This is a genomic window from Clostridium tertium (assembly GCF_017873245.1).
Classification (GTDB): Bacteria; Bacillota; Clostridia; order Clostridiales; family Clostridiaceae; genus Clostridium; species Clostridium tertium.
Genome location: NZ_JAGGJY010000003.1, coordinates 61,170 through 76,064, shown reverse-complemented (window position 1 = coordinate 76,064; position 14,895 = coordinate 61,170). Strand labels below are relative to the sequence as shown.

Here is a 14,895-nt window from a genome sequence, read left to right as displayed (position 1 = left end):
CCTATTTCTATATTATAATTATTATTCTTATTCTATTTTGAAAGTTACTTATAATAAATTATTAATTTATTATATTAATACATAAGAGAGTTTTATTTATATTCCTGAGAGCTGTTAACAATTTATTTTAAATCTATATTGTTTATAATCTATTCATGATAGAAATAATTCATACTATCATGAATAGATTGATTTTTATTTGCTTATTTCAAAATTTGTTGATTCTCTTTCTACTAGTTCTGTATTAAGAATAACGTGCTTATTATCAGTTTTATTAGCTATTAAATCCAATAATAAATCTACACTTATCTTTGCCATTTCTACTTTAGGTTGTATAATTGTTGTAATTGTAGGGCTGTAAAACTCACTAATATCCATACCATCAAATCCAATTACAGCAACATCTTTTCCTACTTCTAACCCATTATCCTTTATGGCCTTTGCACATCCTACAGCCATTATATCTGATATAGCAAATATAGCTGTAATATCTTTATACTTCTTCAGTAGCTTATCTGTTTCTTCATATGCTCCTCTATAATCATAATGTCCTAGAATTTTATAATTTTTATTAAACTCAATGTTATTTTCATTTAATGCCTTTATATAACCTGCTTCTCTTAGATATCCAATTCCAAAGTCATTTTCATCTCCTAGCATTATAGCTATATTTTTATGCCCGCAATTTATTAAATATTGTGTAGCTGAATAAGCAGATTTTTCGTTATCTATAGACACTGATGAAAAATTTGAAAACTCTTTCCCATATTTATGATTTATTGAAGTCAATACAACTGGTACATCTATAGCATTAAAATCATCATTTTTTACGTCAGTAAAGTTTCCTCCTAAGCAAATTACACCCTGTAACCTCTTTTCCTTTATCATGGATATTAAATTATTCATTTCATCATCACTTAAGTAATCATGGTGCTCTAGAATCATAGAATATCCTGCTTTAGAAATTCTTTTACTTATTGAGTCTAACATTTCTGAGAAGAATGGATTAAAAACCCCTTTTATTAATACACCTATATTATTTGTATTATTTTTTTTAAGATTTCTAGCACTATTATTAGGTATATAATTATTTTCTCTTATTACCTCTAACACTCTTTCTCTAGTTTGCTCTTTTACATCTGGATGATTATTTATAACTCTTGAAACTGTACTAACACCTACCCCAGCAATTCTTGCAATATCTCTTATGTTTATCATAACTCCCTCCAAGTTTCGACAAATTATTCGGTATCGTTTCCATTAATTTCTACATTAATTATATCATAAGATTTAATTCAAGGGTAAAATCATTATTCTTTCACTGATCCGGAAACTAATCCACCTGCTATATATTTTTGTAAAAGTGAAAATATAACTACAATTGGTGTAGCTGCCATTACTGCTGCTGCTGAATACATAGTCCAGTTTGCAGAAAATTGATCCTTAATAAATTTTTGTAATCCAGTTACAAGTGTTTGTACATCTGCATTCTTTAATATTGCTGAAGTAAACATAAATTCACTATAAGCTCCTATAAATGCAAATAGGAATATAACTATTAACATATTTCTTAGTAAAGGTAATATTATTACTGAAAATACCTTCCAAGTTGATGCTCCATCTATATAAGCTGCTTCAACCAATTCATCTGGAATACCATCTACTGCTCCTTTTAAAAGCCAGATATTATATGCACTTCCACCAGCTAATATTAATATTAATACCAATGGCTTATTAGTTAAATTATATGTGAAAACTATACCCATTATTGCTGGTAAAGCCATAGCAGCTGGGAACATTTGAAGAATTAATAAACTCATAAGTCCATTTTTTCTTCCCCAAAATCTTAGCTTAGAAAATGCAAAGGCTGCTGGAACTGATAATACTAATTGAAGAACTGCAACACTTGTACAAATAATCAATGAATTTTTTATCCATAATAAAAAGTTAGTCTTTTCAAATACCTTTCTATAGTTCTCTAAAGTCCATTCTGTTGGAAAGAATGATGTCTGAGTAAATGCATTTCCTTTTGCCATTGATGCAGAAATTACAGCTACTATAGGAAATAATGTTATTAATATCATTATCCATATAAATACTCTTCCAAACCAAGCTGTCCTTACTTCATCAGGTCTTAATTTCTTTTTATATACTATATTTTCTTTTTTTCTTGAAATACTTTTTAAATTTACCTCTGTTTGCATATTAATCAACCTCCTCAAATTGGCCAGATGCCTTCATTTGTGCAAATGAAATTGTTGCAATTATTATAAATATTATTATGCTAAGAGCAGAAGCAATCTCAAATCTTCCAAATTGCATTGAAAGTTTATAATTTACTGATGCTAATATATCTGTATATCCTGCAAACTGAGTATTTAACCTTGGAGGATTACCACCTGTAATTAAATAAGCTGATCCAAAGTTATTAAAGTTAAATGCAAATGATGATATTATAAGTGGATAAGCTGTTTTAGCTATTGAAGGTAAAGTAATATTCGTAAATTGTTTCCACTTAGTTGCTCCATCCACCATTGCTGCTTCATAGTAAACTTCAGGTATTGCAGCTAATGAACCTAAGCAAACATTCATCATATAAGGGAATCCTAGCCATATATTAACCATTAAAATACTCATTCTTGCCAAGTTAGGATCTGTTAACCACTTTATAGGCTCTTGAATTAAGTGTAATTGCATTAATAAATTATTTATTTGTCCATAACTACCATTAAATAAACCTTGAAATGATAGGATTGCAACTGATGCTGGTAGTGCCCAAGGAAGTATTAATATTCCTTTGTAAAATCCTCTTTCTTTAATGTTAGGATTATTTAAAACTAATGCTATTACTAATCCTAATATAAAGCATCCAAGTGTTGATATTATTGCAAAAATTAAAGTCCATGCAAATACAGGTAAAAATGTTTCCTTAAAAGGGCCTGCTAAAACTTCTATAAAATTAGAAAAACCTACGAAATTAATTTCACCCTTTGAAAACTGAGTATAATCAGTAAAAGCATAGTATACTGTTGATATTACTGGAAATAGTGTAAATATACATATTGAAATAAGTGCTGGTGCTAAGAAATAGTAAGCTTTACGACTTTTACTCTTCATGCCCATTTAAAATCCCCCTTTATTTTATATAGAGATAGGTAAAAACCTATCTCTATTTAGCTAAATATTATTTTATTTGTTTAATACCTTCTTTTACTTGATTTACTATATTTTCTCCAGCTGTTTTAGCATCTATTTGACCTGAAGTTAATAACTTTAAGTTATTTGCTGCTGGTTCCCACATAGCTTGAACTTCTACTATATTTGGCATTGGCATAGCAACTTTTGCTTGTTCCATAAATGCTTTAGTATATTCATCATCAATTACGTAATCTTTAGCTACAGGAATTCTACTACCAGTTTTATATACTATATCTTGTCCCTTATTAACGAACTCTTCCATAAGCTTCCAAGCTGTATCTTTATTCTTTGAATTTTCATTAACAAATGCAGTTTGAACACCTAAGAACGTTTGTGGAGCTTTACCATTTAAAGTTGGCATTGGAACTACTCCAAAGTTTAATCCAGCTTCTTTAGCACCTGAAACATCCCATGGACCTGAGAAATAGAATCCAGATTTACCTGATGTAAAATCACCCTTAGCTATATCTCCAGTAATATCTGCTGCCATTAATTTATCTTTATTAACTAAATCTGAAATAAATTGAAGTCCTGCTACTGAACCTTCATTTCCAAGGCCTATATCATTAGGATCTAATGTACCATCATTATTTTTATAAACATATCCGCCACCAGCTGATAAGAATGCATATGAGAAGAAGAAATCATTAATGTTATATTCAAATCCAACTTCCTTTGCCATTGCAACTAAATCTTCCATAGTCTTTGGAACTTCTTTAACCTTATCTTTATTATAGAACATTCCTGTTGTTTCTTGAGCAAATGGAACTGCATAAATTTTTCCACCTATAGTAACTGCATCAACAATTCCTTGAGAAGTATATTTATCGGATGACACCATTCCTGATGGAACCTCAGCAACTACTCCTGCTTTTTGGAATGTTCCTAAGTTATCATGTGGAACTCCTAATACAAAGTCTGGACCATTATCACTTTGACAAGCTTGAATCATTTCTTGGAACTTTCCTTGGTCTTCAACAACGTTTATTTCAACGTTATTTTCTTCTCCCCAAGCTTTCGCTACCTTTTCAAATTCTTGAACTTCATTAGTAGTAAAGTGTGACCAAACTGTTAAAGTTTTCTTTTCTCCATCAGTAGTACCACTATTTTCACCCTTTCCACCACAACCAACTAGAGAAGTTGTAGCAATTACACCAGCAATTAAAACTGCTAATAGTTTTGAACGTTTTACCATAATAAATTCCTCCCAAAATCTAATTTTAGATCTTTATATTTATAAACCCTTTAGGTTTATTAACTAATTAATGTTATTGTTTACAGGTAACCTTACCGGTACCGATTCCATTTAATTTTACAATTTGCTTTTATATCCTGATTCTTTCCACAATAAAAATAAAATTTTAAATTCTACTGCATCATTGAAATTAGATATATCATAATTTACTATTTTCTTTATTTTATCTATTCTATAAAATAAAGTATTTCTATGAATATACAGCTTATCTGCAGATTCACTTATTTTTAAACCTTCACTAAAGAATATTTCTATAGTCTTTATAAGATCATCATCTAATTTAGAAAATATATCATTATATTTCTTATATACCCTACTAATTTCTTTTTCTTCTGCATTTTTTATCATTTTTTCTAAAAGCAAAGAGTTTTCAGTATATATTTTTGATGGCAAATCATATTTTAAGCAAATTTCCAAGTTTGCTTTAAGATACTCAAATTTTTCTTTTAATTCATTGTACTCATCAATTTTACAATAGCTTATATAACATTTTTCTGCTATATTCTTTTTCATTCCTAGAAGAAGTTCTTTAATACTCTCATTACTGATATCATTTTTACTTATTATAAGAATATATTCGTCTTGAATAACTATTATACTTTCATCTTGTAAGTACTTTTTTTCTATTAACTTTATAGCTTTAGAATGTTTGTCCTTCAAATAAATAAGTATTAATTTAAAAGGCTTGTCTTTTATTACTTCTTTAAGAATGTCATTAGAAAATTCTTTTCCCTTTATTATATCTGTTATTATTTCCTCTTTTGACTTTACTGCATTGCTTAACTCTTGTTCTAGGCAATATTTTAATAGACTAATACAGTTACTATAATTTTCGTATGTTTCTAGCAGTAACTCCTCTGCTGGCATTCTTAAAATACTACTTACAATTTTCGAATTATTTCCTTGTAAGAAATTAGCTATTACAGATCCATCCTTTTCACTTATCTTGAAGGGAATTTGAATTTCTTCACTTATTTTTTGAAAAGAGTTTTTTAACCCATACATAAGCTTCCCCCATCACAAAACAATTTTATATTTTCTAAATCTTTGTGAAACAGGTAACGTTTCCAGAAAACAATAAAACGTTTCTTATTATTATTTACCTTTATCTTAATTTGATTATACTCTTGCAATCGTTTTTATTCAATAGTATATTAACACAATTACAAATATATTTTTTGTGAACTTTTACAAAGAATTCTTCCTAAGCCTTGTATTTTAATATAAAAAGCTAACTAAAAAACTTAAAAAAAATTACCATTTTTTAGTTAGCTTTTTATTTTATTTCATTTTTTTCATGGATTTTTTTATGTCACTCATCATATTTTTCATGCTTTCCTTAGCATTTTCACCCATGTCATCAACTTTATCAGCTAATTCTGATATTTCTTCAGCTATCTCCTGAGTCATTTTTCCTGACTTTACTTGTTTATATAGTCTCTTTATTTTATTTTCTATTTCTTCCATAACCATAATCTATACCTCCTAAATGAATATATTATTATATTTTGCTTTAAAGTTAAATTTATACTCATACGGAGAATTTAATTATTCTAACCCCATTGATTCTTCTTTTCTTTCTTTTATAAATGTTACTATTGCAGGTATAACTGAAATTATTATAATTGCAATAACTATGATTGAAAAATTACTTTTTACTATTGGTAGGTTTCCTAAAGAAAACCCTCCTACTAAAAATAATAATACCCATAAAGCCCCACCAATTAAATTATACTTTATAAAACTTCTGTAATTCATCTTAGTTATTCCAGCAACAAATGGAGCAAATGTTCTTATTATAGGTATAAATCTTGATAAAACTATTGTTATAGCTCCATGTTTCTCGTAAAAATTATTTGCCTTTATTAAATAATTTTTATTTATAAATTTAACCTTTTCCTTTTCCATTATTCCACTTCCAATTTTCTTACCTATGTAATAATTAGCAGTATCACCTAATACGGCTGCTATATAAAATATGATAAGTAAACTCATTACATTCATTGCACCTATTGCTGCAAGTGCTCCCGAAGCAAATATTATTGAGTCTCCAGGTAGAAATGGAGTTACAACTAATCCAGTTTCAAGAAATATTATTATAAATAATACTGCATATATCCATATTCCATAATTAGCTGTTATTACACTTAAATATTTATCTAAATGTAGTATTATATCTATAAATTTTAATATTAAGTTCATATTATTACCCTCTCTCTTATTTTTATCACAGTATAATTATATTATTTATAATAAATATATATATTACATAATTATTAATAAATAAAAAAACTATCACATTTATGATAGCTTTTTACATTTACTATTTTCTATAATTTTAATAGTCATCAAACTGCATACAACACCTAATGATATTCCTCCAATTATATCTGATGGATAATGTACAAATAAATATAATCTTGAAAATGAAACAAGTGCTGCAAAAAAATAAAATAAGTATTTCCAGTTCTTTATGTAATATCCAAGTACCACAGCTGCTGCAAATGAAGATGCAGTATGTCCTGACGGAAATGAATATGATAATGGTTCCTTAATTATTATTTCTATATCTGGAAAAGTAGTAAATGCCCTTGGCCTTTGTATAATATTTTTTATAAATACTTCTCCTATAAGGCTTGTTACAGCTAAGGCAATTAACATTGTAAATCCAATTTTCCTATATTTTTTACTTATTAATAAAATTATACCTATTATTATCCATATGAATCCTCTATTACCTAGATTAGTTATAAATATCATTATAGAATCCATCAAAGGGCTAGAAAAATATTCTCTAATAAATCTCAATATACTTATATCAATTAAATTTATATACTCCCACATGTTTCCCCCATTATTACTTAAAATTGTTACTTACCATCTATCAAATTTTCTTCTACGCTTTTTCTTTCCATGTTCTTTTTATTTTCTTCTCTTAACCTACCTTTTTCATTCTTAATTAGAACAATGTCTTGTATCTCATTAGTAGAGTAATACAACATATATTCATTACTATATGATTGTTCATCTGCTCTTATTCCTTCATTATAGATCTTTTTTATAGCTTCTACAACTCTAGTATCACCTTTAAATCCATTTACATCATATCCTTCAACAAAACTCCATACAGCAATTTGAGTTGCAAAATATGCTTCTTCTTCTGAATAAAGCTTTAATTCACTATAACTTTTGCTTGGATAGCCTGAAGCTAGTATTCCTGCTAGTTGCTTTGTTGCATATCCATTTTCCTTAAATACTTCACCTTTTGGATATGACTTATCGATCTCCAAACAATATCCTATTTGATTTGTTTCTACTTCTCTTATCATTTTTGATTTAATATTAAAATTTTCATATTCAACTTCACCTACGTAGTAATTATCAGTTGTTATTTTAACTTCATTATCAAGCTTAATAGCCCAATAGCTATAGCTCCAATTACATAATATTAAAGTTAACCCAATAATAATAATTACATTCTTACATTTACTTTTCATTTTATCCCTCCTACTAGTTGTATCAATACTATTTTTATCAATTTAAAGCTAAATATACTAACTGAAGGGATACTTATTAACTCTTATTTTATTGATAATTACTATATTATATACCTATTTTCTTTTTTATTTACGTAAAAATAATTAAGGTAGCATCAATTTTTTCTAATGCTACCTTAACATATATTTTATATGAATATTTAATTCTTTTTGAATGTCTTACTCATTTCTATAAGCTCTATTGCTATATCTTTTATAGTTTCTGCACTTATTAGCTGATCTTCAGCATGCATAATTATTAAAGAAAACTCAAGTTTTTCACCATTTGCTTCCTTATGAATCAATCCAGAATGTGCATGATGCCCCTCTAATAAAAACCCTTTAGCCTCTTCTATTTTCTTTTCTGCTTCATTACAATTATTATTTCTAGCTTCTCTTATTGCTTCCATAGCTAAAGATTTAGCCATTCCTACATTACTTATAATTTCAAATGCAACTAATTCTAGTTCATCCATTTCTTATTCTCCTAACTGTTACATAGTTTCTGTAGTCGCTATTTCATCTTCGTGCATCTTTATAGCGGCTTTATTTGATGCTATTACAAATGGAGCATAAATTAATACACTGACTGCTAAACAAACAAATCCTACTACAAGGCCCATCCATACTCCACCAGTTCCTATAAACGGAATAAGTGGTCCTGGAGTAGTCCAAACAGCTCCATAAGCTATAGGTGGAATAATCTTAAGCACTATTGCACCATATCCAATAAGGACATTTACTACAGGTACTAATAAGAACGGTATTATATATATTGGATTTAAAACTATTGGTAAACCAAATATTACTGATTCATTAATATTGAATAATCCAGGTCCTATAGATAGTTTAGCAATGTCTCTTTGATCCTTTGCTTTAGAGAATATGAATATTGCTATAAGTAATCCAAGTGTCATACCTGAACCACCATAATTAGCAAAAGCATCAGTTAAAACCCAAGTTGTTGGGTATGGTGCACCCCATGCTGTTCCATTAGCTTGTGCAAAAGCTAAGTTAGCGGCATTTGATTCAGCAAACATAGTTTCTCTCACTGCCGCAATTGTGTTAGGTCCATGAATCCCCATTATCCATAATAAATTTGATACTAAAACCATTATTACTACTGAGAAAATGTTATCTCCAAGTTTAGTTAATGGCGCCTGCAATACATTATAAATCATAGTATGAATCCCACCACCACTAGTAACTTTACCTAATATAAAGTTAAGAATTGAGAAACCAACTGTTACTATTATTATTGGTAATAATATCTTAAATGTTCTAGACACTGCTGGAGGTACTTGTTCTGGCATCTTAATTTCAAGCTTAGGAGACTTAGAAAGTCTTGATAAAAATTCACCTACTAATAATCCGACTATTATTGCAACGAATAAACCTTGAGGTCCCATATATTGCATTGTAATATTTCCATCTACTGCTGATGGATACATTATAAAGAATACTGACACTGAAGTAAGTCCAGTTAATAAGTCATCTGCACCTAAAGATCTTGCAAGATTCCTTGCTATTAAAAATGCTATAAAGATTGCTAAAATGTTTAAAGATCCATTTAATACCGGTGCAAATATTGCTTGATAGTCTGCTAAATTAGGAATTAAATCTCCTAAGTGAATAAGTTTAGCTACAAATCCATCTGGATGAAGTAAAACATTATTTATTAATACCATTAATGAACCTGCCATTGTTAATGGGAAGGTTAATATAAATGCATCCCTAATTGCAACAATATGTCTTTGTGCATTTAACTTTGTTGCAATTGGAACAAGTATTTTTTCCATGCTGTTTTCTAATTTCGTCATAACGCTCATTGTTTTTCCCCCTTATATTTTTTTATTTATTAAACCTCTTGTTAAATTCCAAGAGTTTTTAATACTTGATCTAATATTGCTTTTCCATTCATTGTTCCATATAATCTCATATCTATAACTTCTACAGGTATTCTACCCTTAACTAAGGCATCTACTTGTGGTTTTTGGAATCTTACTTGTGGTCCAAGTAACACTATGTCAACTTTATCAATAACACTTGAGCATTCTGAAACTGGTAAAGCATCAATATTAATTTCTATTCCTTTCTCCTTTGCTGCTGCCTTCATCTTATTTACTAAAAGACTTGTAGACATCCCTGCTGCACAAACTAACAAAATATTTTTCATAATAATTCCTCCTTAAATTTATTTGAATATAATTATACTTCTTCTTCGAACCTTTACCATTTATTAAAACCTATACATTTAAAGCTCTTCTCCATTAGTAGCTATAACATTTTTATACCAATAGAAACTTTTCTTTTTTATACGCCTTAAATCTTTTTCATCATTTTCATTTCTATCTACATAAACAAATCCATATCTCTTTTGATAACCATTAAGCCAGCTTAGCAAATCTGTAAATGACCATGTACAATATCCTAGTAACTCCACTCCATCTGTTATAGACTCTTTGCAAGCTAAAATATGATTTCTTATAAAGTCTATTCTATAGTCATCATTTATAATATCGTTATCCTCAAGCTTATCAAATTCACCTAAACCATTTTCAGTTACTAGTATTGGTAACCTATATCTACTGTTTATTCTTCTTATTCCTATCCTAAGTCCTGTATGATCAATTTCCCAATCCCAATTTGTTCTTTCTAGATTAGGGTTCTTTATAGTTTTAAAGTTTCCTGGAATACCATAATCTTTAGATGTTCCCTTTTTACCAGATGTATTTATTTCTTCAAAATTACTTACTCCATTTATAGGATTTGCTTCTACAGTTTCACTCCTATAATAATTTATCCCTATAAAATCAGGTTTCCCTCTTTCTAAAAGTTCTAAATCTCCATCTTCAATTTCTGGAGCCACTCCTTCTTTCTCATACCTATTTAATGCAAAAGCTGGATAGTTTCCAAAGCAATATACATCTAGCCACCAGTGACAATTCATATCTTCAGCATTTTCTCTTGCTAAAACATCTTCTGGTTTACATGTATAAGCATAATTAGGAGTAAATGCAAAGCTTGGACCAATCATTCCATTAGATACATATTGCCTAAAAGATTCTATTGCCTTTGCATTTGCTAAGCTTGCAATATGATTTGCTTTAAGCATCCTTTTATCATCTTGTACCTTTGGTGGATGTATTCCTATCTTATACCCTAAAAGTATAAATACATTTTGCTCATTTAGAGTTATCCAATATTTAACCCTATCTCCGTATCTTTTATAAAGAGTTATGCAATAATTATTAAAATCATCTATTATTTCTCTAGATTCCCATCCTCCATACAGATCTTGAAGATGTTGTGGCAAATCCCAGTGATATACTGTAATAATAGGTTTTATATCATTGGCGATAAGCTCATTTATAAGATTATCGTAAAACTCTAATCCTTTTTCATTTGCCTTACCTCTTCCTTCCGGATAAATCCTGCTCCATGATATTGAAAACCTATAGGCTTTTAACCCCATCTCCTTCATTAAAGCTACATCCTCTTTGTACCTTTTATAATGATCTACTGCGACCTTTCCATTAGTTCCCTTATAGGTTGTCCCAGGCAATTCAGTGAAGGTATCCCAGATACTTAATCCCTTTCCATCAATATTATAAGCCCCTTCAACTTGATATGCTGCTGAAGCACTTCCCCATAAAAAATCCTCTTTAAATTTATCTAGCTTTTTATGAATCAAGATTCCCTCCTCCTTTTCTTGCTGTTGATAATATTATATCTTACAAAGCACTCATTGTAATCATTTTCACATCTAAAAAAACACACTTTAAGCTTATATAATTTGTTCCATAAATATAACAATTTGTTCCAAACAAAATGCATATTTAGCCGCTATTTTAGTGTTTTTATCTCTAAAATAAAGATTATTAAAATAACACCATATTTCTTTGGAATAAGCTATAAAACTCTCTCATAACCATCACTATCAATTATACCTATATAATTTTAGGTATAAAAATAAGGCAAGTTATATATTTTATAACTTACCTTACTCTAATTTCTAATCTACTATAAAGTAAAACATCTATCCTCTATAATTTCTATATAGTTTCCTACCTATAGTTTCAATAATATATAATGCCGGAATTTGTGTAGTTATATCATGTTCTCCATTCTTTTCTTCTTGAACATAATAGCCAATATTTATATCACATATTTTTGCTAAAGTTGAATCTTCATTATTAGTAATACTTATAGCTTTACATCCTTTTCGTTTTAAATTATTTATATGCTCTATCACAGTTGGTGTTTCACCAGAAACAGAAAATGCAATAGCCACATAGTTTTCTGTGAATTTAATATTAATTGGATAAAATGGATCATCTATATATATAGCATTTCTCCCTATTGCAGAAATATACCTTGCAGCATACTTTGAAAGTATGCCAGAAAATCCTATTCCAACAAATATTATTGTATTAGCTTTATCTAATACATCACAAACTTTATCTATCTTATCTCTATAATCTTTAGTTTGTGCTTTCTTAAAAAAATCAATTATCATTGATGTATTATCAGTTAAATGCTTTTCTTTACCTTCTTCTATATACATCTTAAATTTTAATTTAAATTCTGAAAACCCTTCACAGTCTAACTTTTTACAAAACCTTAAAATTGTAGTTGTAGATACATGAGCTTCGTTTGCTAATTCTCTTATTCTCATGTAAATTACTTTTTCACTATTTTTCATTATATAATTATATAATGATAACTCTAACTCATTTAAATTTTGTATTTTATTATAGCTAAACATTACTCATCTCCTTTTATAGAAATAACCTTTTCAATTATTTCTTATATACTATAATATACATTGAATATGTACATTATTTTGTGATTAAAATAATGTGTATATAGTTAATTATTTGCCAAAGGCTGAAATCTATATATTTAAGACTTCAGCCATGTAATAAATATAGTATATTTTTTTATACTTAAATATCTTTTCCTCTGGTTTCTATTATGTTTTTATACCAATAAAAAGAAGCTTTTTTCTTTCTATTCAGATTATTTTTATGGTCTACATATATAAATCCATATTGCTTTTTGTATCCATTCAACCAACTTAGTAAATCAATAACTGACCATGCATAATATCCCTTTAAATTTATTCCTTCTTTAATAGCATTTTTTACAGCTCTTAAATGTGTTTCAATAAATTTAATTCTAGGTATATCAACAACTTCATTATCTATAATAGGGTCTTCATCTCCTAGTCCATTTTCTGTTATATATATTTTCACGTCTCCATATCTTTCCTTAAGCATCCTTAGTCCATCTAAAAATGCTTCAGGAGATATCTCCCATCCCCATTTCGTATATTCTTTGTCATTCATTTTAACAGTTCTATAAAAACCATCAAATGAAGGGTTTCCTGGTGCTCCTGTTGAATTTTCTCTGTTTCTTTCAACTTCTTCATCTATATTATTTTTCATAACCCTTTGAGGTTGATAATAATTAAGTCCTATAAAATCATTTTTATCTGCAGCATTCTTAATTATTTCAAGCTCCTCCTCAGTCCAATCAATTTTAACACCATGCTTAGTAATTATATCTACAACATATTTAGGATATTCACCTTTTAATATTGGATCATAAAACCAATGCATATCTATTTCATTTGCATGTTTAGCTGCCAATATATTTTCCTCTTTATCATCTATACTAAAGGCTGGAGAAAATACATGGGTGATTCCAATTTCACCATATTGTTTTAACTTTTTATATAACTCAACTGATTTTGCATGAGCTAAAAATACATTGTGGGTAGCTTGGAAATACTTATTTAAGTCTCCAACTATAGCTGGTGGGTGTGCCCCTGCCAAATATCCTAATCCACAAAATACTACTGTTTCATTAAATGTAATCCAATGCTTAACTCTATCACCAAATGCTTTATAACAAACTTCGGAGTAATTTAAAAATGCATCTATAGTTTCTTTATTAGTCCACCCACCCTTTTCCTCTAGAACTTGTGGTAAATCCCAGTGATATAAAGTCACAAATGGAACTATTCCATATTTTAAACATTCATTTATTATATTATTATAAAATTCTATTCCTTTTTGATTTATTTCTCCTACTCCATTTGGTAATATTCTAGGCCATGAAATTGAAAATCTATATGACTCTAATCCCATTTCTGCCATTAATTTTATATCCTCTTTATATCTATGATAGTGATCGATTGCAATATCACCATTAGTGCCTTCAAAAGTTTTTCCTGGAATCTTAGAAAATACGTCCCAATTTGAAAGACCTTTTCCATCTTCGTTCCATGCTCCTTCTACTTGATATGATGCAGATGCTGCTCCAAATAAAAAATCCTTTGCAAACTTCATTTATTTTTTCCTCCTATTTATAAAAATAAGCTTAATTTCATTTCAGTATGTTATTTTACGTGAATTGTATAATAAAGACTTACTCCATATTTTGATTTTGTTTTAAATTCTGATTTTAAATATGATTCTAACTCCTTAGCAGTTAAACCTGTTTCCGCTGAATAAACTATTTTTATTCTATTGCTATCATCAAACACTGTAAGCTTAACCTTATCATCCTCAAAGTTATCGAAGAATTCTCTTATAAATTTCATTTGAACTCCATTTATTTCTACCTTATACATATCTTATCCCCCTACATTAATTCTTTTAAAACTAACTTTAATATAATTTTACAATATTTTTTTAGATAAAGCCTATTTTTATAAATTAATAAAACAAATATCGCCTTTTATAATTTGTTTTATTCTTGTAACATATTGTTATTTTATTATACCAATATTTTTTATAAAAATATATTCTTAATTTCGCGAAAATTCTTGCAATTATATCCATAAATCATTACTTATTGAATATTGAGGGAAATAATAATGTTAAAGGAGAGATTAAT

At 28.4% G+C, this 14,895-nt stretch carries 16 protein-coding genes; all 16 read right to left on the bottom strand.

The annotated features are described in order from the left end of the window. Positions 1 to 195 precede the first annotated feature (195 nt). A complete protein-coding gene (locus J2Z25_RS05505; RefSeq protein ID WP_035285589.1) occupies positions 196 to 1,215 on the bottom strand; it encodes a LacI family DNA-binding transcriptional regulator in 1,020 nt (339 codons plus the stop codon). Between the two features lie 95 nt (positions 1,216 to 1,310). Next, on the bottom strand, positions 1,311 to 2,204 hold the full coding sequence (locus J2Z25_RS05500; protein ID WP_008676794.1) for a sugar ABC transporter permease: 894 nt from the start codon (positions 2,202 to 2,204) through the stop codon (positions 1,311 to 1,313). 1 nt (position 2,205) lies between these two features. Continuing rightward, complete coding sequence (locus J2Z25_RS05495; protein WP_008676793.1) at positions 2,206 to 3,123, bottom strand: carbohydrate ABC transporter permease; 918 nt, start codon at positions 3,121 to 3,123, stop codon at positions 2,206 to 2,208. A gap of 61 nt (positions 3,124 to 3,184) precedes the next feature. Continuing rightward, positions 3,185 to 4,393, bottom strand: a complete 1,209-nt coding sequence (locus J2Z25_RS05490; RefSeq protein ID WP_209739002.1) for a sugar ABC transporter substrate-binding protein — start codon at positions 4,391 to 4,393, stop codon at positions 3,185 to 3,187. 117 nt (positions 4,394 to 4,510) lie between these two features. Then, positions 4,511 to 5,458: a PucR family transcriptional regulator gene (locus J2Z25_RS05485; protein ID WP_008676789.1), complete on the bottom strand. Its 948-nt coding sequence runs from the start codon at positions 5,456 to 5,458 to the stop codon at positions 4,511 to 4,513. A gap of 276 nt (positions 5,459 to 5,734) precedes the next feature. Continuing rightward, a complete protein-coding gene (locus tag J2Z25_RS05480) occupies positions 5,735 to 5,926 on the bottom strand; it encodes a hypothetical protein (protein WP_209739000.1) in 192 nt (63 codons plus the stop codon). Positions 5,927 to 6,001: 75 nt separating this feature from the next. Then, positions 6,002 to 6,655, bottom strand: coding sequence for a DedA family protein (locus J2Z25_RS05475; protein ID WP_209738998.1), 654 nt, complete (start codon positions 6,653 to 6,655; stop codon positions 6,002 to 6,004). A 99-nt stretch (positions 6,656 to 6,754) separates the two neighbouring features. Then, the gene (locus J2Z25_RS05470) at positions 6,755 to 7,297 is read right to left on the bottom strand and encodes a phosphatase PAP2 family protein (RefSeq protein WP_209738997.1); all 543 of its coding nucleotides are present in this window, start codon (positions 7,295 to 7,297) and stop codon (positions 6,755 to 6,757) included. A gap of 26 nt (positions 7,298 to 7,323) precedes the next feature. After that, positions 7,324 to 7,950 (bottom strand): thioester domain-containing protein, encoded by a 627-nt coding sequence (locus J2Z25_RS05465; RefSeq protein WP_209738994.1) that lies wholly within the window; start codon positions 7,948 to 7,950, stop codon positions 7,324 to 7,326. 200 nt (positions 7,951 to 8,150) lie between these two features. Further along, the gene (locus J2Z25_RS05460; protein WP_008676778.1) at positions 8,151 to 8,465 is read right to left on the bottom strand and encodes a PTS sugar transporter subunit IIA; all 315 of its coding nucleotides are present in this window, start codon (positions 8,463 to 8,465) and stop codon (positions 8,151 to 8,153) included. An 18-nt stretch (positions 8,466 to 8,483) separates the two neighbouring features. Then, positions 8,484 to 9,818 carry a PTS sugar transporter subunit IIC gene (locus J2Z25_RS05455; RefSeq protein WP_209738992.1) on the bottom strand — a complete coding sequence of 445 codons (1,335 nt, stop codon included), beginning with the start codon at positions 9,816 to 9,818 and terminating at the stop codon, positions 8,484 to 8,486. Between the two features lie 41 nt (positions 9,819 to 9,859). Further along, entirely contained in the window at positions 9,860 to 10,165 is a 306-nt protein-coding gene (locus tag J2Z25_RS05450) for a PTS sugar transporter subunit IIB (RefSeq protein ID WP_008676773.1), read from the bottom strand. A 78-nt stretch (positions 10,166 to 10,243) separates the two neighbouring features. Further along, a complete protein-coding gene (locus J2Z25_RS05445) occupies positions 10,244 to 11,683 on the bottom strand; it encodes a glycoside hydrolase family 1 protein (protein WP_209738990.1) in 1,440 nt (479 codons plus the stop codon). A 345-nt stretch (positions 11,684 to 12,028) separates the two neighbouring features. Further along, the gene (locus J2Z25_RS05440; RefSeq protein WP_097033933.1) at positions 12,029 to 12,757 is read right to left on the bottom strand and encodes a MurR/RpiR family transcriptional regulator; all 729 of its coding nucleotides are present in this window, start codon (positions 12,755 to 12,757) and stop codon (positions 12,029 to 12,031) included. A gap of 181 nt (positions 12,758 to 12,938) precedes the next feature. Further along, positions 12,939 to 14,345: a GH1 family beta-glucosidase gene (locus J2Z25_RS05435; protein WP_008676767.1), complete on the bottom strand. Its 1,407-nt coding sequence runs from the start codon at positions 14,343 to 14,345 to the stop codon at positions 12,939 to 12,941. Positions 14,346 to 14,395: 50 nt separating this feature from the next. Continuing rightward, the gene (locus J2Z25_RS05430) at positions 14,396 to 14,629 is read right to left on the bottom strand and encodes a hypothetical protein (protein ID WP_008676765.1); all 234 of its coding nucleotides are present in this window, start codon (positions 14,627 to 14,629) and stop codon (positions 14,396 to 14,398) included. Between the last annotated feature and the right edge of the window lie 266 nt (positions 14,630 to 14,895).